Genomic DNA, 23169 nt, shown 5'->3' with positions numbered 1-23169 from the left:
CTCACCACGCCAGGGCGGCGGTGAGTGCGGGGTCGGGGCGGGCGGCGGCGCGCTCGGGGAGCGCTTCGATCTCGGCGACGAACGCGTCGATCTCCGCCGAATACGCGGAATCGTCGTGGGTGCGTGCGATCTCGAGCAGCGGGGGCACATCCATGGTGAGGATCAGCTCCAGCCTGGCCGTGACGGCGGCGCGGGCGCCCGCCTCATGCAGCACTCGGATTCCGCCGCGCAGCGCGTCGAGGTAGTCGCGCAGCACCGGGAGCTGTGCCCGGCCCTGCGTGATCGAGGTGCCGTCAGCCCGCAGACGCCACTTCACCACCGTGTCGGGGATGACGTCGAAGCTGCGTGCGCGGGTGTACATCAGCTGCGCGACCACCTGATCCTCATACGCCACGCCCTCGGGAAACCTGAGGTCGCTCCAGAAGTCGGTGCGGCTGATCTTCGACCACGCCACGATGTTGGCGCTCGCACGCGGGTGCTCCATGATCGTGGTGCCGAGCCGCGCCGGAGACGTCGCCGCCGACACCCATGGCTGCACCCGCCCAGCGACATAGCGCTCGCCGTCGAAGCGCGATCGCACGTAGGCGCCGGCGACGAAATCGCTGCCGGTCTCGGTGACGGTGCCGAGGAGGCGCTCGAGTGCCGTGGAGGTGAGTTCGTCATCGCCGTCGAGAAACCCGACGAAGGGGGTGTCGACCAGGTCGAGGCCCGCATTGCGTGCGGCGCCGAGTCCTCGTGACGCCTCGTGCCGCAGGCTTCGGAACCGTGGATCCGACGCGGCCGCTGCGGCGAAGATCTCTGCGGTGTCGTCGACGGAGCCGTCGTCGATGAGGAGAGCGCGCCACCGTGTCTCGGACTGCGAGAGCAGCGAGTCGAGTGCGGCGGGAGCGAAGGAGCCGATGTCGCGGCCGGGGACGATCAGGGTCACGATCGGGGCGGATGCGGTCACCAGCCGAGTCTATGGCCGCACGCGCTGCTCACGCCGTTCAGTGATGGGCGACTGCACGCACCGCCTCGGCCACCAGCGCGGCGAGCCGCTCAGGCAGATCGGGGGGAAGCGCCTCGCGTCCGAACGTGAAGCGCACGGAGGTCTGTGCGACCGCAGGGGACACCCCGCACGCGAGGAGCACGTGCGAAGGCTCATCGCTTCCGGCAGCACACGCCGAGCCGCTCGACGACACGACTCCCCGTCGCTCGAGCTCGAGCAGAACTGCCTCGCCGCTGACCCCGGCGAACGTGAAGCTCGCCGTGCCGGGAAGCCGCGCCACCGGGTCACCGGTGAGCGATGCCTGCGGCACGAGCGCCTGCACCGACGCGATGAATCGTCCGGTCGAAGCCCTGAGTCGAGTGTTCACCTCGTCGCGCTCGGCGTCGGCGAGCTCCAGCGCTGTGGCGAGGGCCACCGCTCCCGCGACGTTCTCGGTGCCCGAGCGGCGGCCCCGCTCCTGGCCGCCGCCGTGCATGAGGGGTTCGAGCGCGACGCGCCCCCGAACGGCGAGTGCTCCGATGCCCTTGGGCGTCCCGAGCTTGTGCCCGGCCACCGCTGTCGCGTCCGCTCCGAGGTCGGCGAGCGGCAGCCACCCCGCCGACTGCACCGCGTCGACATGCAGCGGTACGCCTGCGCTCCGGGCCGCTGCTGCGAGTGCGGGCACGTCCTGGATGGTGCCGATCTCGTTGTTGGCGTGCCCGATGGCGACCAGTGCGGTGTCGTCGCGCAGGGTCTGCGACAGTCCGGCAGCGGAGATCCTGCCGAGCGCGTCGACCGGAGCCGCCGCGACCTCGACGCCGTGGAATCGACGCAGGTGGTCGGCGGACTCGAGGATCGACTCGTGCTCGATCGGCGAGACGACCAGGTGTCGACGGCCACGGGCCAGGGCTGCGAGCACGATCCCCTTCACCGCGAGGTTGTTCGACTCTGTTCCGCCGGAGGTGAAGATCACATCGCCGGAGCGCATCCCGAGCATCCGAGCGACCCGTGAACGTGCCTCGTCGAGCGCGCTCGCCGCAGCCTCGCCGTATGTGTGATGGCTCGACGGGTTGCCGAACACCCCGGTGAGGAAGGGTCGCATCGCGTCGAGCACCTCCGGGCGGACCGGGGCAGTCGCGGCGTGGTCGAGATAGAGCATCCGCGTCAGTCGATCCGCACATCCAGGCCGAGGTCGAGCGCCCTCGCCGAGTGCGTCAGCGCGCCGACCGAGATCACGTCGACCCCGGTCGCCGCGATGCCGGCGACCGTGTCGAGATTCACGCCGCCCGAGGCCTCGACCTGCGCGCGGCCATCGATCAGCGCCACTCCCGCGCGCAGCTCATCGAGCGAGAAGTTGTCGAGCAGCACGGTGTGCGCGCCGCCGTCGAGCACCGCCGGGATCTGATCGAGCCGGTCGACCTCGACGACCACATGGGTGGTGTGGGGCAGGCGCGAGAGCGCATCGCGCAGAGCGGTGGCGAGGTCGACGCCCGAGCGCTTCAGCACCGCGAGGTGGTTGTCCTTGGCCATCACCGCGTCCGACAGTGAGTGGCGGTGGTTGTGTCCGCCTCCCGAGAGCACGGCATGCCGTTCGAAAGCGCGGAGTCCCGGGGTCGTCTTCCGAGTATCCGCGATGCGTGCCGGCGTTCCGTCGATCGCGCTCACGTACGCGGCCGTGATCGTCGCGATGCCGCTCATCCGCTGCGTGAAGTTCAGCGCGATGCGCTCGGCTGTGAGGATCCCTCGGGCGGATCCCGACACCGAGGCGAGCACGTCACCCGCCGCGAAGGCGTCACCGTCACCCACGTGCACGTCGATCGCGATGGTCGGATCGGTGAGACGGAACGCAGCCTCGAACACCTCGCCTCCGCTGAAGATCCCCGCTTCACGGGCGACCAGGTCGGCGGTGGCGGTGGCATCCGACGGCAGCAGCGTGGTGCTGGTGAGGTCGCCCCAGGGAGCGTCCTCCTCGAGCGCTGCGCCGACGACGCGGGTGATGTGGGCGGGAGTGAGCATCAGACGGTCTCCAGGAGAGGGGCGGTGACGGGGTCGCGGAAGTGCGCGCCGATCGAGTCGGTGCGGGCGAGAGCTGCGGATGCTGTCGCCTCGGCGAGCAGGAGCAGGTTCGCGTCCTCGCGCTCGGCGACCGTCGTGGGGTCGGGAGCGGCGGCGAGCCAGCGACGCACCGTGATCACGGCATGCCGGAGACCGTCTTCCGAGCGCAGCAGGCCCACGTGGTCCCACATCAAGCGCTGGAGTGCTGCACGACTGAACGCGGTGCCGTGGGCCTCCACGTCATCCGAGCCCTGGTCGTCGTCATGCATCGTGTCGTTCACAGCCGAGACACGGGTGTCTGTCTGGGGATGCTGCCACGGTGCATCGAGCGCCGCTGCCGCTCGAGCGCCGAAGACGGCGCCTTCGAGCAGGGAGTTCGAGGCGAGGCGATTCGCTCCGTGCACGCCCGTGCGCGCGACCTCGCCCACCGCGAACAGGCCGTGGATGGACGTGCGGCCATCGAGGTCGGTGACGACCCCGCCCATGAGGTAGTGCGCGGCCGGTGTCACGGGAATCGGCTCGGACGCCCAGTCGAAACCCCGTTCACGCGTGACCCGGTCGATGGTCGGGAACCGATCTGCGAGCCGGGGTCCGCCGATCATCGTCGCATCGAGATGCACGGGGGAGCCTTGCCGGGCGGCCTGTCGGGCGATCGCCCGGGCGACGACATCCCGCGGGGCGAGTTCGCCGTCGGGGTGGGTGTCGAAGACGAATCGCCGACCGGCCGCGTCGATCAGGGTCGCACCTTCGCCGCGCACGGCTTCGGAGACGAGGAACGCGGGGCCCTCCGCCAGGATCGTCGGATGGAACTGCACGAACTCGAGGTCCGCGACCGCGGCGCCGATGCGCAGTGCGGCGGCGATCCCGTCTCCTGTGGCGCCCAGGGGGTTCGTGGTGTGCGCGAAGAGGTGACCGGCGCCGCCCGTCGCGAGGATCACCGCATCGGCTGAGAGGTCGGAGGCCACACCGTCGACCACGACGCGGATGCCACGCGCGGTGCCGTCGTCGACGATCACGTCGGCGAGGAAGGCGCCTTCGACGACGGTGATCTCGGCGCGGCGGACAGCGGCCACCAGAGCCTGCGCGATCGCCGCTCCGGTGGCATCTCCGCCGGCATGGACGATGCGGGCGTGACGGTGAGCAGCCTCGCGTCCGAGCAGGAGCTCGCCGTCCGGCGAGCGGTCGAATGCGACGCCTCGGGCGATAAGCTCGGCGATCCGTGCCGCGCCGTCTCGTACGAGAACCTCGACGGCGGCCGCATCCGAGAGCCCTGCCCCCGCATCGATCGTGTCGGCCGCGTGCTGCGCCGCCGAGTCGCCTGCGCCGTAGATCCCGGCGACGCCGCCCTGCGCGTACTCCGTGCAGCCGTCGCCGATCGCGCCCTTCGTCACGACGGTGACCGAGTGCCCGGCCTCTCGCGCGTGCAGCGCTGCGGTCAGTCCGGCGATCCCCGATCCGACGACGATGACGTTCATCGTGCGCTCGCCACCACGGGCGGCTTCGCCGCCAGCATCCGCTCGAGAGCGATGCGGGCGGGGTCGGCCACATCGGCCGTCACCGTGATCCGGTTCGGGGTGCGGCCGGCGACGAGCTCTTCCAGCACCCAGGCGAGGTACCCGGGGTGAATGCGATACATCGTCGAGCAGGGGCACACCACCGGGTCGAGGCAGAAGATCTCGTGCTGCGGGAACTGCGCCGCGAGGCGGCGGACGAGGTTGATCTCGGTGCCGATCGCGAACGTCGTCGGCGTGGTCGCCGCGGCGATCGCTCGGCGGATGTAGTCGGTCGAACCCGCCTCATCAGCCGCGTCGACGACGGCCATGGGGCACTCCGGGTGCACGATCACCCGTACGCCGGGGTGCTCCGCGCGCGCCTGGTCGATCTGATCGACGGTGAACCGGCGGTGCACCGAGCAGAACCCGTGCCACAGGATCACCCGGGAGTCGACGAGCTCGGCCGCGGAAGAGCCGCCGAGCGCCTTGCGAGGGTTCCACATCGGCATCTGCTCGAGAGGCACACCCATCGCCTTCGCGGTGTTGCGTCCGAGGTGCTGGTCGGGGAAGAACAGCACTCGTCGCCCGCGCTCGAAGGCCCACTCGAGCACGGTCTGCGCGTTCGACGAGGTGCAGACGATCCCGCCGTGTCGGCCGACGAAGCCCTTGATCGCGGCGGAGGAGTTCATGTACGTGACGGGGATCACCGGCACTCGACCGTCCTCGTCCTCCGCGTCGAGGTCGCCGAGCACGTCGGCGAGCTGTTCCCAGCAGTCCTCGACCTGATCGATGTCCGCCATATCGGCCATCGAGCACCCGGCCGCGAGGTTCGGCAGGATCACCGCCTGATCGGGGCCGGAGAGCAGGTCGGCCGTCTCGGCCATGAAGTGCACGCCGCAGAACACGATGGCCTCGGCATCGGGGCGCTCCTTCGCGGCGGTCGCGAGCTGGAATGAGTCGCCCACGTAGTCGGCGTGCCGCACCACCTCTTCGCGCTGGTAGAAGTGCCCCAGCACGACGGCCCGGTCGCCGAGCGTCGCCTTCGCCGCGCGGATGCGCTCGTCGAGGTCGTCCTCGCTCGCATCGCGGTACTCGTCAGGGAGCTCTCCCTGACGCGGTGCCCCGGTCGGGATGACGTCACCCATAGACGAACCGGGGCCGTAGCCGGGGCGGGAGTCGAAGTCCCAGGGTCCGACAGCGAGATCGGTCGTGCATGTCGCATCTGTCGATGCGCCCGACACGATCGACTGGATCGCGTGGTCGACGGAGGCGTCGATCGGCGGGACGACCGGCGTCGGAACGAAGGTGGTGCTCATCGGGTGCTCGTCTCCTCAGGGCCGAGAGGGCCGCGATCGGCCAGCTCGACATCGGTGTTGTAGCGGTACAGGCGGGCGGGTCGGTGACTGCCGGTGCGGAACCGGTCGGTCGGAAGCAGGTTGCCGGCGGACTCGACCTGACGGCGGAAGTTGGCCGGATCCAAGTGCTTGCCGAGGATCGCCTCGTATGCTTCGCGGAGGTCGGCCAGGGTGAACTCCGCAGGGAGGAACCCGTGGGCGACGCGGCTGTAGCCGACCTTGCTGCGCAGTCGCCAGAGCGCGTAGTCGACGATCTTCCGGTGATCGAAGGCGAGCGGCGGCAGGTCGCCGAGATCGAACCAGCGCACGTTCTCGGGAGCGAGACCGGATGCTCGATGCGCGGCGCTCTGCGCGTCGACGTCGTCCTGACGCAGCAGCGCCCAGTAGACGATCGACACCACGCGAGTGGGGGAGCGGTCGACTGCTCCGAAGGCGTAGAGCTGCTCGAGGTAGCTGGGCGTGAGCCCCGTCGTTTCGGCGAGCGTGCGGGCGGCGGCGTCGACCGGCGATTCGGTCGGAGTCAGCCACCCGCCGGGCAGGGCCCACTGGTCGGCGAACGGCTCTCGGGTGCGCAGCACCAGCGGCAACGCGAGCACCGCAGCGCCGTTCTCCGCGCGACGCAGCGTGAGGATCACGGTCGACACGGCGACATCGATGCCTCTGGTTTGAGTCATGGGTACCTTAACCTCCGAGATCGATCTTAGTGTCATCGCGACCATTAGTGCATCCATGTGACAGCGTGACGCGCCCGAGGCCGAAACGTTATATACCAGCGTTCCGGAGTCTTGTTGCCCACTTGGCCATTTGTTAGGTTACTGTCCTAACAAATCCCTTTTGGGGGATCTGTCACGAGTCCCGCCCGGGGCTCGGCTCCATCCCGGAGATCCCTCCTGCAGTGCAGCACCGAGAGGAAATACAGAATGATCCGTAACGGAAGGCGCAAGATCGCGCTCACCGCTGTGGCGGGGGCATCCGTCCTCGCCCTGGGTTTGACGGCCTGTGGCGCAGGCGGCAGCAACGAGGGGAGCGGTGGCGACGGCGACCGGGCTCTTCGCGTGTGGGCCGGCAGCCAGACCCCCATCACCGCGAACTACAACCCGTTCGCCCCGACCGTGCTCCACGGTGCGCTCGGACCGATCTACGAGCCGCTGTTCTTCTTCAACAAGACGGCCGACGCCGAACCGGTCGGCCTGATCGGCGACTCGTTCGAGTACAACGAGGACGGCACGGCGATCACGATCACCATCAAGCCCGACCTCAAGTGGAGCGACGGAGAGCCGCTCACTGCGGCCGACGTCGCGTTCTCCTTCACGTACGAGGCCAACAACCCCGAGGGCAACGGTCTCGTCTCGGCCGAGGCGACCGATGACACCACGGTCGTCCTGACCTACAGCACCGCGCAGTACACGACCGAGTTCCAGCGCCTCGGTTCGACCTACATCCTTCCCGAGCACGTCTGGTCGGAGGTCGCCGACTTCGCCGACTTCACCAACGAGGAGCCGGTCGGATCCGGCGCCTACGTGGTCGACAAGACGACGAGCGAGTCCTACACGCTCGTCGCCAACGAGAACTTCCGTGACGCCGACGAACTCGGAGTCAAGAAGGTCCAGTACATCGCGGTCGACAACAACCAGACCGCTCAGGACCTGCTCGCCGCCGGCCAGCTCGACTGGACGGGCATGTTCATCCCGAACCCCGACGACGTCACGGGTAACGGCGCGATCGAGTGGATCAACACCCCGCAGGACCCGACGGTGCTCTACACCTGCTCGAACGCCGAGCTCGGCTGCACGGGTCCGCAGACCGATGTCGCGGTTCGCCAGGCGCTCAACGTCGCCATCGACCGGACGGCGATCAAGGACAAGGCATTCGTCGGCCTCACCGGCGACATCTCGCCGACCTTCGCTCTGCTGCCGCGCGACGAGAAGTGGGTCGCGGACTCCGCCAACGAGGTCAGCCCCCAGGAAGCCGACGCCGCAGAGGCGGGCGAGATCCTCGAGGCCGCCGGCTACACGAAGGACGGCGACTACTACGCGAAGGACGGCGTGCCGCTCGAGCTCAGCCTGATCTCGGTCGACGGGTGGACCGACTACAACGACGCCGCGAAGCTGATCGCCGAGCAGGCCGAGGCGGCCGGCATCAAGGTCACGGCATCCACGGTGCAGTGGCAGGAGTTCTCCGATGCCCGCCAGGGCGGCAACTTCCAGTTGATCGTCGGTGGTGTCATCGGCACATCCGTCGCCGATCCGTTCCAGATCTACCGCGACTGGTTCGGCGGGACGGCAGTCGAATCCACCAGCCCGGTCGGCACCGAGGTTCCGGCCGGCCGGTGGAACTTCAGCCGATACAGCAATCCGGTGGTCGACACCGCCATCCAGTCCGCTGTCAGCACGAACGACGAGGCCGAGAAGAAGGAGCTGTACGCGACGATCCAGACCGAGATCGTGCGCGACCTGCCCTACATCCCGCTCGTGATCAACGCGACGCAGACCTTCTACAACACGAAGGACTTCACGGGTTGGCCGACGGAGGAGGACCTCTACGCCTTCCCGCCGTCCTGGGGAGCGATCGCAGCGGGCTACGTCCTGACGCAGCTCGAGCCGGTCAAGTAACGCAATGGGGTCGGGGGAGCAGGAAGCAAGGTCAGTGACATGAAGTTCTATGCACGAAGAATCGGGTTCTACGCGTTCACGCTGTGGGCCGCGATCTCACTCAACTTCCTGCTTCCCCGGCTCATGCCGGGGAACCCGGCGGACATCATGATCGCCAAGATGCAGCGTGCGGGCGGCGAGGTCTCCGAGACCACGATCCGCAACATCAAGCTGCTTCTCGGCGGCGATGACTCGTCCCTCTGGGAGCAGTACATCGCGTACTGGGGCCGGATGCTCCAGGGCGACCTGGGCATCTCCGTCACCAAGTTCCCCGCGCCGGTGAGCGAGCTGATCGGCCAGGCGTTGCCCTGGACTCTCATCCTCGTCGGCACGGTGACCGTGATCTCCTTCATCCTCGGCGTCGCGCTCGGTGCCTGGGCGGGGTGGAAGCGCGGAACGTGGGTCGACCATCTGATCCCGGCGACCACTGTGCTGCAGTCGATCCCGTACTTCTGGATGGCGCTGCTCCTCGTCTCGGTGTTCGCGGTCGGACTCGGCTGGTTCCCGATCTTCGGCGGCTATGACGTCTTCGAGTTCCCCGACGGCCCCGAACCGACCTGGGCGTTCTTCACCAACGCGCTCTCTCACGCACTCCTGCCCGCCCTGACCATCGTCATCTCGTCGGTCGGCGGCTGGATGTTCGGAATGCGCAACATGATGGTGCAGACCATGGCCGAGGACTACGTGCTCACAGCCGAGGCGAAGGGACTCCGCCCTCGTCGCATCATGACCACCTACGCGGCCCGCAACGCCGCGATCCCCTCGATCGCGGGCTTCTCGATCACTCTCGGCTTCGTCGTGGCCGGATCGATCGTCATGGAGCAGGTGTTCACCTACCCGGGCATCGGCAAGCTGATGTTCCAGGCGGTCACGAACAACGACTACGCGCTGATGCAGGGGCTCTTCCTCGTCATCACCATCACGGTGCTCGCCGCCAACTTCATCATGGACCTCGTCTATGGCTTCATCGACCCGAGGGCTCGCCAGAATGTCTGACACCGAGAACGCAGTGCTGATCACGAAGGATCAGCCCACGACCCAGCCCGCGAGCACCATCTCGCTGGCGACCCAGCGCGGGCGCAAGCGCCGCCGGGTGCTCCCGATCACCTCACCGAAGTTCGTCGTCGGCGCTGTCATCGTCCTGTCGATCGTGCTGTTCGCGATCATCGCGCCGATCTTCTCGCAGAATCCGCGGAGCACCGACAACCCGGCCCTGCTCCCGCCGTCGCCGGAGCACTGGCTCGGCACCACCAAACTCGGCAACGACATGTTCGCCCAGCTCGCGATCGGCGCGCAGGGATCGCTCCTGGTCGGCGTGGTCGCCGGCGGCATCGCCATCATGCTGTCTCTCCTCTTCGGGGTTCTCGCGGGATACCTCGGCGGCTGGCGGGAGGATGCGCTCGCACTGCTGACCAACGTGATGATCGTGATCCCCGGGCTGCCGCTGGTCATGGTGATCGCGTCGTTCGTCCCGGAGCGCAACTGGCAGCTCGTCGCCTTCGTGCTCGGAATCACTTCCTGGGCCGGTGCCGCATATGTGCTGCGTCTGCAGACCCGATCGCTGCGCACCCGTGACTACGTCTACGCGTCGAAGGTCGCGGGGGAGAGGTCCTTCCGGGTCATCCTCGTCGAGATCATGCCGAACCTGCTGCCGCTGCTCACCGCGCAGTTCCTGTTCGCGATCATCTTCGCGATCCTCGGCGAGGCCGGTCTCTCCTACCTCGGTCTCGGCCCCACCTCGTCGATCACCTGGGGGACCATCCTCAACGATGCGCAGTCGGGACAGGCTCTCGGCCGCGGCGCGTGGTGGTGGTTCGTGCCGCCGGGAGTGATGATCGCCCTGCTCGGTGCGGGACTCGCTCTCATCAACTTCGCGATCGACGAGGTCATCAACCCCAAGCTCCGCAACGCGCCGGATGCGGCTCGCCGTGTGCGCAAGGCGGCCAAGACGAAGGGACTCGCCGCATGAGCGCTCCGGACGCAGTTCTGACCGCACGCAACGTGTCGATCGAGTACGAGGTCGACCCGCCCGTCAAGGCGGTTCGCGATGTCTCGCTCACGCTCAACCGAGGAGAGATCCTGGGACTGGCCGGCGAATCGGGCTGCGGCAAGACGACGCTCGCCTACGGCATGAACCGGCTGCTCAAGGCGCCGGCGCTCATGACCGGCGGCGAGATCGTGTTCCACGATCGCGATGGCCACGACATCGACATCGTCGCCCTCGACGGAGACGGGCTGCGGGCGTTCCGCTGGGACAAGATCTCGATGGTGTTCCAGGGCGCGATGAACTCGCTCAACCCGGTGATCAGCGTCCGTGCGCAGATCTTCGACATCTTCGACACCCATCGTCCGGGCATGTCCAAGAAGGACAAGCAGGCGAGGGCCGAAGAGCTCCTGACTCTCGTCGGCGTCGACCCGTCACGGCTCACGAGCTTCCCTCACGAGCTCTCGGGCGGCATGCGCCAGCGCATGATGATCGCGATGGCACTGGCTCTGGATCCGCAGGTGATGATCATGGATGAGCCGACCACGGCGCTCGACGTCGTGGTGCAGCGCGGCATCATCCGCGAGATCATGCGGCTGCGCGAGCGTCTCGGCTTCGCCGTCATCTTCATCACCCATGATCTGCCGATGCTGATCGAGATCAGCGACCGCATCGCCGTGATGCTGCAGGGGCAGATCGTCGAAGAGGGCACGGCCGAGGAGATCTACCGCACGCCGCAGCACGAATACACCAAGAAGCTGCTGTCGAGCTTCCCGAGTCTGACCGGTGAGCGCGGCGACTTCGTCCGCACCGGCAACCAGCCCAGCCAGGAGGAGATCCGATGAGCGCTCACACCCTCGAGGCCCGCAACCTGGTGAAGGACTTCACTCTGCGATCAGGGCTGAAGACGTCGGTCCTGCACGCGGTCAAGGATGTGTCCTTCACCATCGAAGCGGGCAAGACGGTCGCCCTCGTCGGAGAGTCGGGCTCGGGCAAGTCGACGATCGCTCGGATGCTGATGAAGCTCGAGACGCCGACCAGCGGTCAGATCCTGCTCGACGGCAAGGACTCAGGGATGCGCGGCCGCGCGGTCGAGGACTACCGCTCGCAGGTGCAGATGGTGTTCCAAGACCCATTCGCCTCGCTGAACCCGTTCCACTCGATCATCCATCACCTCGAGCGCCCGATCAGGCTCCACCACCCGAAGCTCTCGAGCAGGCAGGTGCGTGAGCGCGCCATCGAACTGCTCGAGCGGGTGCGGCTGTCGCCCGGCGAGAGCTTCGCTGAGCGTCGTCCGCATGAACTGTCGGGTGGCCAACGACAGCGCGTGGCGATCGCGCGGGCGCTGGCGCCGGGAGCGCGGTTCATCGTCGCGGACGAGCCGGTCTCGATGCTCGACGTGTCGATCCGCTTGGGGGTGCTCAACCTGCTGGCCGATCTGCAGCGCGAGGAGAACCTCGGGGTGCTCTACATCACGCACGACCTCGCGACGGCCCGGCATTTCAGCGACGAGATCATGGTGCTCTACAAGGGCGACGTCGTCGAGCGCGGCCCCGCCGACGATGTCATCCTCAACCCGCAGCACGAGTACACGAAGACGCTTCTGGGCGCCGCGCCCGAACCCGAGAACCTCGGGCGCCTGCGCGACGAGGTCAGGGCCGAACTAGCAGGCCTCTGACGGCATTCTCGCCCTGTGCTCTCCTGTCGCCGTCCGGTCGACGGTCGCAGCAGAGCGCAGCTTGCTGGGGCCTGTGCCGATGACGTCGACCCGCTAGACTGAGGCCACAACTGAAGACAGGCCGAATGACCCACGCGGGAGAGCCCCGGCGAACGCAGCCGGGCACCGAAGGAGCAAGCCTCCCCGCCAATCTCTCAGGTACGCGTACCGCGCGGTTCCGGCCACTCTGAAAAGCGATTTCGAGCGAAGCAAGAAATCGGGTTGAGCGAGGGCGTCTACGCCCGAGCCGAAACCCTGGTGAGACGAGTTCCGCGAGTCTCCACCTCTTCTTCCTCGCTCACGTGATCCGCCGACGGTGAAAGCCCAGTCTCTGGGCGAAGCTCTCAGGCCCATGACAGAGGGGGAGTTCCCAGGAGCAGCGTCGTCGCCGCTCCGCCCGACCCAGCCCGGGAGAACTCCATGTCCGACCCTCGCTACACCCCACTGCGTGATCGCCACGAAGCGCTCGGCGCATCGTTCACCGACTTCGGCGGATGGCAGATGCCGGTGCGATACACGTCCGATCTCGCCGAGCACCATGCCGTGCGGCAGGCCGCAGGAATCTTCGACATCTCCCACATGGCGGAGTTCCTCGTCACCGGCGACTTCGCCGGAGACTTCCTCGACTATTCGCTCGCCGGCCGACTGTCGGCGATGGCGGTGGGCAAGGCGAAGTACTCGCTGATGCTGGCCGAGGACGGCGGGATCATCGACGACGTCATCGTCTACCGGCTCGCCGAAGACCGCTTCCTCGTGATCGCGAACGCGGGCAACCGCGGATTCGTCGACTCGGCGTTCGCCTCACGAGTTCGCTCGTTCCCGTCGCGGATCGAGCGCGAGATGCCTGCCCGTGGCGAGGGGGAGGACCGCAGCTTCGCGGGGTTCATCGGAGACAGAGGAGTCGACGTCGAGGACGTCTCCGACGAGTACGCACTGCTCGCTGTGCAAGGCCCGGCTTCTGAGGCGATCGTCTCGTCCACGACGGGCATCACCGACCTCGGCACGCCGTGGGCCGAGCAGAAGTACTACGCGTGGGCCGACGCGATGTTCCTCGGTGCGCCGCTGCTCCTCGCCCGCACCGGATACACCGGCGAAGACGGCTTCGAACTGCTCGTGCGAGTCGCCGATGCTCCCGCTCTGTGGGACGCACTCGCAGAGGCAGGCCACGAGCACGGGCTCGTCCCCGCGGGTCTCGCGGCGCGCGACACTCTCCGCCTCGAAGCCGGCATGCCGCTGTACGGCCACGAGCTCTCGCGTGAGACGAAACCGTCGCAGGCAGGTCTCGGGCGAGTGGTGGTCTCCGACAAGGACGACTTCATCGGAAAGGGAGCGGTGGATGCCGCATCCGATGCTCCCGTGCTGGTCGGTCTCGTCGCCGAGGGCAAGCGCGCCGGACGCGCGGGCTACTCGGTGGTCGACGCAGACGGTGTCGTCCTGGGCGAGATCACTAGTGGCGCCCTGAGCCCGACACTCGGTCATCCGATCGCGATGGCATACGTCACCCCTTCTTCCGCTGCGGCGGGAACCGCAGTATTCCTTGATGTGCGGGGAACCAGAATCCCCGCGACCGTGACCGCCCTGCCTTTCTATCGGAGGACCAAATGACCGATCTCAACGCACTCAGCTATACCGACGAGCACGAGTGGATCGCCGCTGACGGCGATGCCGTGACGATCGGCATCACCGACTACGCGGCCGACAAGCTCGGCGACGTCGTCTTCGTCGAGCTCCCCGCCGTCGGCACCGAGGTCACCGCAGGTTCGGTCGTGGGTGAGATCGAGTCGACCAAGTCGGTCGGCGAGCTCTACGCCCCCGTCACGGGCACGGTCGTCGAGATCAACGACGCCGTCGTCGACGACCCCTCGCTCGTGAACGCCGAGCCGTTCGCCGGAGGCTGGCTCATCAAGGTCTCCGTCGGTGCCGGTGCGCTCGACGGCCTGATGGACCGCGACGCGTACGTCGCTCTCACGGAGGGCTGATCGACCAGTGGTCTCTTTCGCCGATCGTCACATCGGAACCACCGCCGCCGCCCAGCGTCAGATGCTCGATGCCCTGGGCGTCGAGTCGGGGCTCGAGGACTGGAGCCCTGTCGAGGCGCTGATGCGCCAGGCCGTGCCCGCCTCGATCTTCACCCCCGCCTCCACGGACTCGATCATCCCGCGCGCCGCGAGCGAGACCGAGGCGCTCGCGGAGCTGCGGGCGCTCGCGTCGCGCAACACGGTGAACCGTCCGATGATCGGCCTGGGCTACTACGGCACGGTCACCCCTCAGGTGATCCAGCGCAACGTGCTCGAGAACCCCTCCTGGTACACCGCCTACACGCCGTACCAGCCCGAGATCTCGCAGGGTCGCCTCGAGGCGCTGATCAACTTCCAGACGATGGTCGCAGAGCTCACCGGTCTCACCACGGCCAATGCGTCGATGCTCGATGAATCGACGGCCGTCGTCGAAGGGATGCTGCTGGCACGCCGTGCGTCGAAGAAGGCGTCGAACGTGTTCGCCGTCGACGCGGGTGCTTTCCCGCAGACCAAGGCGCTGCTCGAGACCCGTGCCGAGGCAGTGGGCATCGAACTGGTGTCGGTCGACTTCGCCGCCGGTGAGGAGCTTCCCTCCGAGCTGTTCGGCGTCTTCGTCCAGTACCCCGGCGCTTCCGGGCGTGTCTGGAACCCGAGCGCCGTGATCGATGCCGCGCACCTCGCCGGCGGGCTCGCCGTGGTCGCGGCCGACCTGCTCGCGCTCACACTGATCGCCTCGCCTGGCTCGCTCGGCGCCGACGTCGCGGTAGGGACCACGCAGCGCTTCGGCGTGCCCATCGGCTTCGGCGGTCCGCACGCAGGCTACATGGCCGTGCGCGCAGGACTCGAGCGGCAGCTGCCGGGGCGCCTCGTCGGCGTCTCGGTCGATGCAGACGGCAAGCCGGCCTACCGACTGTCTCTGCAGACTCGCGAGCAGCACATTCGCCGCGAGAAGGCGACCAGCAACATCTGCACCGCTCAGGTGCTGCTCGCCGTGATGGCCTCGATGTACGCGGTCTACCATGGGCCCGACGGGCTGAAGGCGATCGCCCGGGAGGTCGCGGCGAAGACAGCGATGCTGCGCGACTGGCTCGCCGACGCGGGCGCTGACATCGTCCATGACTCGTTCTTCGACACCATCCAGGTGCGGGTTCCGGGGCGTGCGGCGGAGTACGCGGAGCAGGCGCACCACGGTTTCGGGATCCTGCTGCACGCCGCCGACGCCGACACGATCGGCATCTCGGTCGACGAGACCACGACTGTCGCCGAGCTCCACCAGGTGGCACAGGTGTTCGGCGGTGCCCGGGAGCGGGCTTTCGGGTTCTTCGGCTCAGGGTCTCAGGGCGGCCTTCCCGGCGACCTGCTGCGTCAGGACGAGTACCTCACGCACCCCGTCTTCCACGCGCACCGCAGCGAGACGGCGATGATGCGCTACCTCAAGAGCCTTGCCGACCGCGACTACGCGCTCGATCGCGGCATGATCCCGCTCGGGTCGTGCACGATGAAGCTCAACGCCGCGACCGAGATGGCATCGATCACCTGGCCTGAGTTCGCGGGCATCCACCCGTTCGCACCGGCATCCGATGTCGAGGGGTATCTCGACATGATCACCCAGCTCGAGGCATGGCTCGCCGAGGTCACCGGCTACGACGCCGTCTCTCTGCAGCCGAACGCGGGCTCGCAGGGTGAGCTCGCCGGGCTGCTCGCGATCCGCGGCTACCACCTCGCGAACGGCGACACGCAGCGCACCGTGTGCCTGATCCCGTCGTCCGCGCACGGCACGAATGCGGCCTCCGCGGTGCTCGCCGGTATGAAGGTCGTCGTCGTGGCGTGCGACGAGTTGGGCAATGTCGACCTCGGCGACCTGCGGGCGAAGATCGCGGCGCACGCGGACGAGCTGTCCGCACTGATGATCACCTACCCGTCCACGCACGGCGTGTACGAGCAGGACGTGGTCGAGATCACCACCGCCGTGCACGATGCGGGCGGACAGGTGTACGTCGACGGCGCCAACCTCAACGCGCTGCTCGGGTACGCCCGCTTCGGCGACCTGGGCGGCGATGTCTCGCACCTCAACCTGCACAAGACGTTCGCGATCCCGCACGGTGGCGGTGGCCCCGGCGTGGGTCCCGTCGCGGCGAAGGCGCACCTCGCTCCGTACCTGCCGTCGCACCCTCTCGCACAGCGGGCGGAGCACGCGGGCGGATACGTCTTCGAGGGCGGTGCCGTATCCGCGGCGCCCTACGGATCGGCCGGCATCCTTCCGATCTCCTGGTCGTACGTGCGCATGATGGGGGCCGACGGCCTCCGACACGCCACTGCCGCCGCCGTCCTGTCGGCGAACTACATCGCCGCGCGCCTCGGCGAGCACTACCCGGTGCTCTATGCAGGTGAGGACGGCCGCGTCGCGCACGAGTGCATCCTCGACCTGCGTCCGCTCAAAGAGGCGACCGGGATCACGGTCGATGACGTCGCCAAGCGCCTCATCGACTACGGCTTCCACGCGCCGACCATGTCGTTCCCTGTCGCGGGGACGCTCATGGTCGAGCCCACGGAGTCCGAGGATCTCGGCGAGATCGAGCGGTTCATCGAGGCGATGATCATGATCAAGGCTGAGGCGGATGCTGTCGCGGCGGGCCGCTGGCCCGCCGACGACAACCCGCTGGTCCACGCTCCGCACACTGCGGTCTCGCTGATCACGGGGGAGTGGAACCACGCCTACACCCGCGAGGACGCCGCCTATCCGGTGCACGCCCTGGTCGCAGGCAAGTACTGGCCGCCGGTGCGCCGCATCGATCAGGCCTACGGCGACCGAAACCTCGTGTGCGCCTGCCCGCCGATCGAGGCTTTCGCCTGAACGAACGATCGCCCTGAAGCGGCGTCGGGTCCGAAAGGACGCGGCGCCGCTTCTCGTTTCCGTGCATTTCCGCGTGTTTCGGGGATGTTTCGGTTGGTCACCACTCAGTAACGGTTCATTAGCCGAGTGCGGCGTCCCCTGAATCGCGGGTTACAGTCAACTATCCCTACGCGTTCGACGATGAGCGCGCAGTCTGATGAATACCCGTCCACAGGAGGACACAAAGTGAAGCGCAACAAGATCGCCCTTGCGGGCACCGCGTTGTTCGCGATCGGCGCCCTGGCGCTCGCGGGCTGCGCGAGCGGTGGAAGCGGCAACGACGGCGGCGACGCCGGCAGCGATGTCAACGCCGATGCCATCATCACGACGAACGGCTCGGAGCCCGAGAACCCGCTGATCCCCACCAACACCAACGAGGTGGGCGGCGGAAAGATCCTCGACGAGATCTTCGCAGGCCTGATCTACTACGACGCAGACGGCAAGCCTGTCAACGACATGGCTGAAGAGATCACGACCGAGGACCCGCAGAACCTCACCGTGAAGCTCAAGGAGGGCATGACCTTCACCGATGGTGAAGAGGTCACCGCCGACAACTTCATCAAGGCATGGAACGAGGGTGCAAAACTCTCGAACGCCCACTACTCCAGCTACTTCTTCGAGGACATCGAGGGCTTCAGCTACGAGACGGACTCCGAGCTCACCGGCCTCAAGCAGGTCGATGACTACACCTTCACGATCGCGCTGAACAAGCCGGCTTCCGACTTCGCTCTGCGTCTCGGGTACTCCGCGTACTACCCGCTGCCCGATGTCGCCTTCGAGGACATGGAGGCGTTCGGACAGAACCCGATCGGCAACGGTCCGTACATGATCGACGGCGAAGACGCGTGGCAGCACGATGTGCAGATCGACCTCGTCCGCAACGACGACTACGAGGGCGGACGCCAGGCGAAGAACGGTGGTCTGACCATCAAGTTCTACGCCACGCAGGAAGCGGCATACGCCGACCTGCTCTCGAACGAGGTCGACGTCATCGACGCGATCCCGACGAACTCGCTCGCGGTCTTCACCGACGAGCTCGGCGACCGCGCTGTGAACCAGCCGTCCGCCGTGTTCCAGTCGTTCACCATCGGTCAGTTCCTCCCGCACTTCAGCGGCGAAGAGGGCCAGCTGCGTCGTCAGGCGCTGTCGATGGCGATCAACCGCGAAGAGATCACCGAGACGATCTTCTCCGGCTCGCGCACCCCTGCCTCTGACTTCACCTCGCCGGTCATCGACGGCTGGTCGGACTCGGTTCCCGGCAGCGAGGTCCTCGACTACGACCCCGAGAAGGCGAAGGAGCTGTGGGCTGAGGCCGACGCCATCGCCCCGTGGGACGGCGAGTTCAAGATCGCCTACAACGCCGACGGCGGGCACGACGCCTGGGTCGACGCGGTGAGCAACAGCATCAAGAACACGCTGGGCATCGAGGCTTCGGGTGACCCGTACCCGACCTTCCAGGACCTGCGCACCAAGGTGAACGATCGTACGATCACCACCGCAGCGCGTTCGGGATGGCAGGCCGACTACCCCGGTCTGTACAACTTCCTCGGACCGCTCTACGCGACCGGTGCCGGATCCAACGACGGTGACTACTCGAACCCCGAGTTCGACGACCTCATCAAGGCCGGCATCAGCAACCCGGACGCCGACGCGCAGATCGAGGACTTCACCAAGGCGCAGGAGGTCCTGTTCCAGGACCTGCCCGCGATCCCGCTGTGGTACTCGAACGTGACCGGTGGCTTCAGCGAGAACGTCGACAACGTCACGTTCGGCTGGAACTCGGTTCCGCTGTACTACGAGATCACGAAGGCCGGCGAGTAAAGTCTGACGGCACTTCACCTGTGAGGCGGTGACGATTCTTCGTCACCGCCTCACAGGCTGTGTTCGCCTCACTTTCTTTCCCCTCAAAGAAGGGACAAGCGGATGCTCGGTTACATTCTGAGACGTCTTCTGCAGGTGATCCCGGTCTTCTTCGGAGCCACCCTGCTCATTTACTTCCTGGTATTCGCCATGCCAGGCGACCCGATCCTCGCGCTGTTCGGCGACAAGACCCCGAACGCCGCGGTTCTCGAACAGCTGCGAGAGCAGTACCACCTGAACGACCCGTTCATCGTGCAGTACTGGTACTACATCACCGGTGTGTTCCAGGGCGACCTCGGCACCACCTACTCAGGTCGGCCCGTGTCCGACGTGCTCGCCGCGACGCTTCCCGTCACGGGACGCCTCGCCGTCATGGCGATCGCGATCGAGTTCGTCCTGGCGATCATCATCGGCACGATCTCCGCACTGCGCAAGGGCAAGCTGTTCGACAACGTGTCGCTCGTCGTCGCACTCGTCGCGATCGCGATCCCGATCTTCGTCGTCGCGTTCCTCGCCCAGTACTTCCTGGCGATCCAACTCGGATGGTTCAAGCCGACCGTGGGAGCTGACAACGACTGGGGCGGCCTGTGGCTCCCGGCGATCGTGCTCGGCTTCAGCCTGTATGCCGTCAGCATGCGCCTCATGCGCAGCTCCGTCATCGACACGCTCAACCAGGATTGGGTGCGCACCGCTTACAGCAAGGGCCTGTCGCGCAACCGCGTGCTACCCGTGCACGTGCTCCGCAACTCGCTGATCCCCGTGATCACGAACTCGGCGACGAACTTCGGTGTCCTGCTCGTAGGTGCAACCGTGACCGAGGGCATCTTCAACGTCCCCGGAGTCGGAAACACCCTGTTCCAGGCGATCCAGCGCGGCGAGGGGCCCACGGTCGTCTCGTTCGTCACGGTGTTCGTCATCCTGTACGTGTTGGTGAACCTTCTCATCGACCTGCTCTACGGTCTGCTCGACCCGAGGATTCGCTATGCCTGATCCCACTTCCCAGAAGCACTACGTCGCCCCGGTCGAGACAGAGTCGATCGCAGTCGATGCCGTCCGCATCTCCGACAAGCCCAGCAACCTGTGGCGCGACGCCTGGTTCGACTTGCGTCGTCGTCCGCTGTTCTGGTTCTCGGTCGCGCTCGCGGTCTTCTTCCTGGTGATGGCCCTGTGGCCGACCCTGTTCACCTCGACGCTCCCGAACGACGACTGCCAGCTGTCCAACAGCAACGGCGGCCCGACCGAGGGGCATCCCCTCGGGTTCACCTTCCAGGGCTGCGACATCTACGCACGCATCGTGTGGGGATCCCAGACGTCTCTCGCGGTCGGTCTGATCGCCACGGTGATCTCGTCGCTCCTCGGCCTCATCATGGGTGCCCTCGCGGGCTTCTACGGCGGATGGCTCGACGGCCTGCTGTCGCGTATCGGCGACATCTTCTTCGCGATCCCGTACATCCTCGCGGCTGTGGTCGTGATGACGGTGTTCCGGGATGCTCGTTCCGTATGGACCCTCGCATTCGCGATCGGCGCGTTCGCCTGGGCATCCACAGCCCGAGTCGTGCGAGCCGAAGTGCTTCGTGTGCGCCAGGCCGACTTCGTGATGGCGTCGCAGGCTCTCGGCCAGTCGAAGTTCAAGATCCTGTTGAACCACGTCGTCCCGAACGCCATCGCACCGCTGCTCGTCGTGTCCACCCTCGGTCTCGCCGCGGCGATCGTCGCAGAGGCGACCCTGTCGTTCCTCGGTGTCGGTCTCGGCAGCGACGTGATGTCGTGGGGCAACGACATCGCCAAGGCCCAGGCCTCCCTGCGCGTCGCCCCGATGGCGCTCATCTATCCGTCGATCGCGCTCACCCTCGCGGTGCTGGCGTTCGTCACCCTGGGCGAGCTCATCCGAGACGCCCTCGACCCGAAGGCGAGGGCACGCCGATGAGCGAGCGAATCACCGAACAGGTCCCGCTGCTGAGCATTCGCGACCTCACGGTCGCGTTCCGTACGCAGGAAGGCCTGCGCGAAGTCCTCCACGGAGTCAGCTTCGACATCTTGCCCGGCGAGACCGTCGCGATCGTGGGCGAGTCGGGCTCGGGCAAGTCCACGACGGCCACGGCCATCGTGAACCTGCTTCCCGGCACTGGTCAGGTCACCGCAGGTTCGATCACCCTCGAAGGACGCGAGCTCACGACACTCAACCGTCGCGAGATCGAGGCCGTGCGCGGTCGGGACATCGGCTTCGTGCCGCAGGACCCGATGTCGAACCTCAACCCCGTCTGGAGCATCGGCTTCCAGGTCAAAGAGGCGATCCGTGCGAACGGCATCGCCCAGGGGCGCGACGCCGCCAAAGCACGCACCGTCGAGGTGCTGCAGCAGGCGGGCCTGGCTGACGCCGAGAAGCGTCTGCACCAGTTCCCGCACCAGTTCTCTGGTGGCATGCGTCAGCGCGCGCTGATCGGGATGGGCCTCGCGGCCGACCCCAAGCTGCTCATCGCCGACGAGCCGACCTCGGCTCTCGACGTGACGGTGCAGCGCGTGATCCTCGATCACATGGCCTCGCTCACCCGCGACAAGGGCACGTCGGTGCTGCTGATCACGCACGACCTGGGCCTCGCGGCCGAGCGTGCCGACAAGATCATCGTGATGAACGGCGGCAACATCGTCGAGGCCGGTCCGAGCCGCGAGATCCTCGAGAATCCGCAGCATCCGTACACGAAGCGTCTGGTCGCTGCGGCGCCCAGCGTCGCATCGCAGCGCATCCAGGCGGTGGTAGAGGACCGGGGCATCGAGACTCTCGACGATCTCGCTGACATCCCGCCGACGGTGCGTGTGGCGGGACTGACCAAGGACTACAAGATCCGCCAGGGGAACTTCCGCAGCGAAGCGTTCCGTGCGGTCGACAACGTGTCTTTCGAGATCCCTCGCGGCAAGACCCTCGCCCTTGTCGGCGAGTCGGGTTCGGGCAAGTCCACCGTTGCGAAGATGGTGCTGAAGCTCGAGGAGCCGACCAGCGGAACCATCGAGATCGACGGCCAGGATGTGTCGAAGCTCTCGAACGCTCAGGCGTTCGGTCTTCGTAGGCGCATGCAGCCGGTCTTCCAGGACCCGTACGGATCGCTCGATCCGCTGCGTAACATCGGCAACACGATCGCCGAGCCCCTTCAGATTCACGGTGTGGGCGACAGCGCGTCGCGGCGCGAACGCGTCGAGGAGCTGCTGGACCAGGTCTCGCTGCCTCGCGTGCTCGCCACCCGGTATCCGAACGAGCTCTCGGGTGGACAGCGCCAGCGCGTCGCGATCGCGCGTGCACTGGCACTGAAGCCCGACATCATCGTGCTCGACGAGGCCGTCTCGGCGCTCGACGTGCTGGTGCAGGACCAGGTGCTGCAGCTGCTCGCCGAACTGCAGTCCGAGCTCGGGCTCACGTATCTGTTCATCACGCACGACCTCGCCGTCGTCCGCGTGTCGAGCGACCTCGTGTGCGTCATGGAGAAGGGGAAGATCGTCGAGCAGGGCACTGTCGACGAGATCTTCGCCAACCCGCAGCAGGAGTACACCGATCGCCTGCTGAAGGCGATCCCGGGTGCATCGATCACCCTCGGCGGTCACTGAGAGTGAGCACCGAACCTCGACCGGAGGCCGCACGGACATTCCGTGCGGCCTCCGGGTCTGTCTCCCTCGTCCTCTGCTCGCTGCTGGCGATCTTCCTGCTCGGCGATGCCGTGGTGCGCGCCGGCTGGGGGCAGATGCTCCTGCTCGCCCCCTGGGTGCTGCTCGGACTCTGGGTCGTCTACGAGATCGCCTTCGTCTCCGTCGTGCGCGTCGACGCCGATGGGGCCATGGTGCAGAACATGCTGCGCCGCACGTCGTTCGGCTGGAGCCGCGTCCGCGACATCGACCTGCGCTGGCAGCTCGTCTTCTCGCTGGAGGACGGCTCGGATGTCTCGAGCTACGGGGGACCGGCGCGAGCGCGTCCGATTCGGCGCCAGGTGCGCGAGGACGACGAGGCCAAAGCGCCCGCCGGACTCCGAGAGCTCACCGAGATCCGTGATCGCTGGCAGGTGGCTCCCTCGACCGCGGATGCTCCTATCCGTCGCACCTGGGACTCCCAGGCGCTGATCGCGCTGGGCGTCATCGTGCTCGCGGCCGTGGCGTCGATCGTCATCGCGAACGCCTGAGCGGACGGAGCGC

Annotated in this window: 19 protein-coding genes and 1 riboswitch; of the genes, 13 read left to right on the top strand and 6 right to left on the bottom strand. The window is 67.2% G+C overall.

The features are described from left to right. Position 1 precedes the first annotated feature (1 nt). The 6 genes from ACLKOY_RS05590 to ACLKOY_RS05565 are packed head-to-tail and all read right to left on the bottom strand — an operon-like array spanning position 2 to position 6544. Entirely contained in the window at positions 2–949 is a 948-nt protein-coding gene (locus tag ACLKOY_RS05590; protein WP_436452782.1) for a glycosyltransferase family 2 protein, read from the bottom strand. A gap of 37 nt (positions 950–986) precedes the next feature. Beyond that, positions 987–2126, bottom strand: coding sequence for a cysteine desulfurase family protein (locus ACLKOY_RS05585; RefSeq protein ID WP_436452781.1), 1140 nt, complete (start codon positions 2124–2126; stop codon positions 987–989). 5 nt (positions 2127–2131) lie between these two features. Then, positions 2132–2983 (bottom strand): carboxylating nicotinate-nucleotide diphosphorylase, encoded by an 852-nt coding sequence (nadC, locus tag ACLKOY_RS05580; RefSeq protein WP_436452780.1) that lies wholly within the window; start codon positions 2981–2983, stop codon positions 2132–2134. After that, entirely contained in the window at positions 2983–4497 is a 1515-nt protein-coding gene (nadB, locus tag ACLKOY_RS05575; protein WP_436452779.1) for an L-aspartate oxidase, read from the bottom strand. Before nadB ends, nadC begins: the two co-directional genes overlap by 1 nt. After that, entirely contained in the window at positions 4494–5831 is a 1338-nt protein-coding gene (gene nadA, locus ACLKOY_RS05570; RefSeq protein ID WP_436452778.1) for a quinolinate synthase NadA, read from the bottom strand. The genes nadB and nadA overlap by 4 nt, the downstream gene beginning before the upstream one ends. After that, on the bottom strand, positions 5828–6544 hold the full coding sequence (locus ACLKOY_RS05565) for an NUDIX hydrolase (RefSeq protein WP_436452777.1): 717 nt from the start codon (positions 6542–6544) through the stop codon (positions 5828–5830). Before ACLKOY_RS05565 ends, nadA begins: the two co-directional genes overlap by 4 nt. Positions 6545–6790: 246 nt before the next feature. On the opposite strand from ACLKOY_RS05565, the gene ACLKOY_RS05560 reads away from it, so the two are divergent. The 13 genes from ACLKOY_RS05560 to ACLKOY_RS05500 all read left to right on the top strand — a co-directional run bounded on the left by ACLKOY_RS05560 (position 6791) and on the right by ACLKOY_RS05500 (position 23156). Then, a complete protein-coding gene (locus ACLKOY_RS05560; protein ID WP_436452776.1) occupies positions 6791–8482 on the top strand; it encodes an ABC transporter substrate-binding protein in 1692 nt (563 codons plus the stop codon). A gap of 39 nt (positions 8483–8521) precedes the next feature. Continuing rightward, on the top strand, positions 8522–9517 hold the full coding sequence (locus tag ACLKOY_RS05555; RefSeq protein ID WP_363571315.1) for an ABC transporter permease: 996 nt from the start codon (positions 8522–8524) through the stop codon (positions 9515–9517). After that, positions 9510–10490 carry an ABC transporter permease gene (locus tag ACLKOY_RS05550; protein ID WP_363571313.1) on the top strand — a complete coding sequence of 327 codons (981 nt, stop codon included), beginning with the start codon at positions 9510–9512 and terminating at the stop codon, positions 10488–10490. Before ACLKOY_RS05555 ends, ACLKOY_RS05550 begins: the two co-directional genes overlap by 8 nt. Continuing rightward, a complete protein-coding gene (locus ACLKOY_RS05545) occupies positions 10487–11350 on the top strand; it encodes an ABC transporter ATP-binding protein (RefSeq protein WP_140036615.1) in 864 nt (287 codons plus the stop codon). The genes ACLKOY_RS05550 and ACLKOY_RS05545 overlap by 4 nt, the downstream gene beginning before the upstream one ends. Continuing rightward, positions 11347–12183, top strand: a complete 837-nt coding sequence (locus ACLKOY_RS05540; RefSeq protein WP_436452775.1) for an ABC transporter ATP-binding protein — start codon at positions 11347–11349, stop codon at positions 12181–12183. The genes ACLKOY_RS05545 and ACLKOY_RS05540 overlap by 4 nt, the downstream gene beginning before the upstream one ends. A gap of 125 nt (positions 12184–12308) precedes the next feature. Beyond that, positions 12309–12403, top strand: a riboswitch (glycine riboswitch). A gap of 239 nt (positions 12404–12642) precedes the next feature. Continuing rightward, positions 12643–13827 (top strand): glycine cleavage system aminomethyltransferase GcvT, encoded by a 1185-nt coding sequence (locus tag ACLKOY_RS05535; protein WP_436452773.1) that lies wholly within the window; start codon positions 12643–12645, stop codon positions 13825–13827. Then, entirely contained in the window at positions 13824–14201 is a 378-nt protein-coding gene (gene gcvH, locus ACLKOY_RS05530) for a glycine cleavage system protein GcvH (RefSeq protein ID WP_290161509.1), read from the top strand. The genes ACLKOY_RS05535 and gcvH overlap by 4 nt, the downstream gene beginning before the upstream one ends. A 61-nt stretch (positions 14202–14262) precedes the next feature. After that, positions 14263–17094: an aminomethyl-transferring glycine dehydrogenase gene (gene gcvP, locus ACLKOY_RS05525; RefSeq protein ID WP_436454096.1), complete on the top strand. Its 2832-nt coding sequence runs from the start codon at positions 14263–14265 to the stop codon at positions 17092–17094. A 225-nt stretch (positions 17095–17319) separates the two neighbouring features. Further along, the gene (locus tag ACLKOY_RS05520; RefSeq protein ID WP_436452772.1) at positions 17320–18954 is read left to right on the top strand and encodes a peptide ABC transporter substrate-binding protein; all 1635 of its coding nucleotides are present in this window, start codon (positions 17320–17322) and stop codon (positions 18952–18954) included. A 102-nt stretch (positions 18955–19056) separates the two neighbouring features. Next, positions 19057–19983: an ABC transporter permease gene (locus ACLKOY_RS05515; protein WP_140036621.1), complete on the top strand. Its 927-nt coding sequence runs from the start codon at positions 19057–19059 to the stop codon at positions 19981–19983. Beyond that, on the top strand, positions 19976–20920 hold the full coding sequence (locus ACLKOY_RS05510; protein WP_363571300.1) for an ABC transporter permease: 945 nt from the start codon (positions 19976–19978) through the stop codon (positions 20918–20920). Before ACLKOY_RS05515 ends, ACLKOY_RS05510 begins: the two co-directional genes overlap by 8 nt. Then, positions 20917–22590 (top strand): ABC transporter ATP-binding protein, encoded by a 1674-nt coding sequence (locus ACLKOY_RS05505; RefSeq protein WP_363571298.1) that lies wholly within the window; start codon positions 20917–20919, stop codon positions 22588–22590. The genes ACLKOY_RS05510 and ACLKOY_RS05505 overlap by 4 nt, the downstream gene beginning before the upstream one ends. A 2-nt stretch (positions 22591–22592) precedes the next feature. Beyond that, the gene (locus tag ACLKOY_RS05500) at positions 22593–23156 is read left to right on the top strand and encodes a PH domain-containing protein (protein WP_436452771.1); all 564 of its coding nucleotides are present in this window, start codon (positions 22593–22595) and stop codon (positions 23154–23156) included. Positions 23157–23169: the final 13 nt, after the last annotated feature.

The sequence above is a fragment of the Microbacterium sp. K2 genome (assembly GCF_051365005.1).
In the GTDB taxonomy this organism is placed as follows: Bacteria; Actinomycetota; Actinomycetes; order Actinomycetales; family Microbacteriaceae; genus Microbacterium; species Microbacterium foliorum_B.
This window is presented reverse-complemented; position numbering and strand designations above follow the sequence as displayed.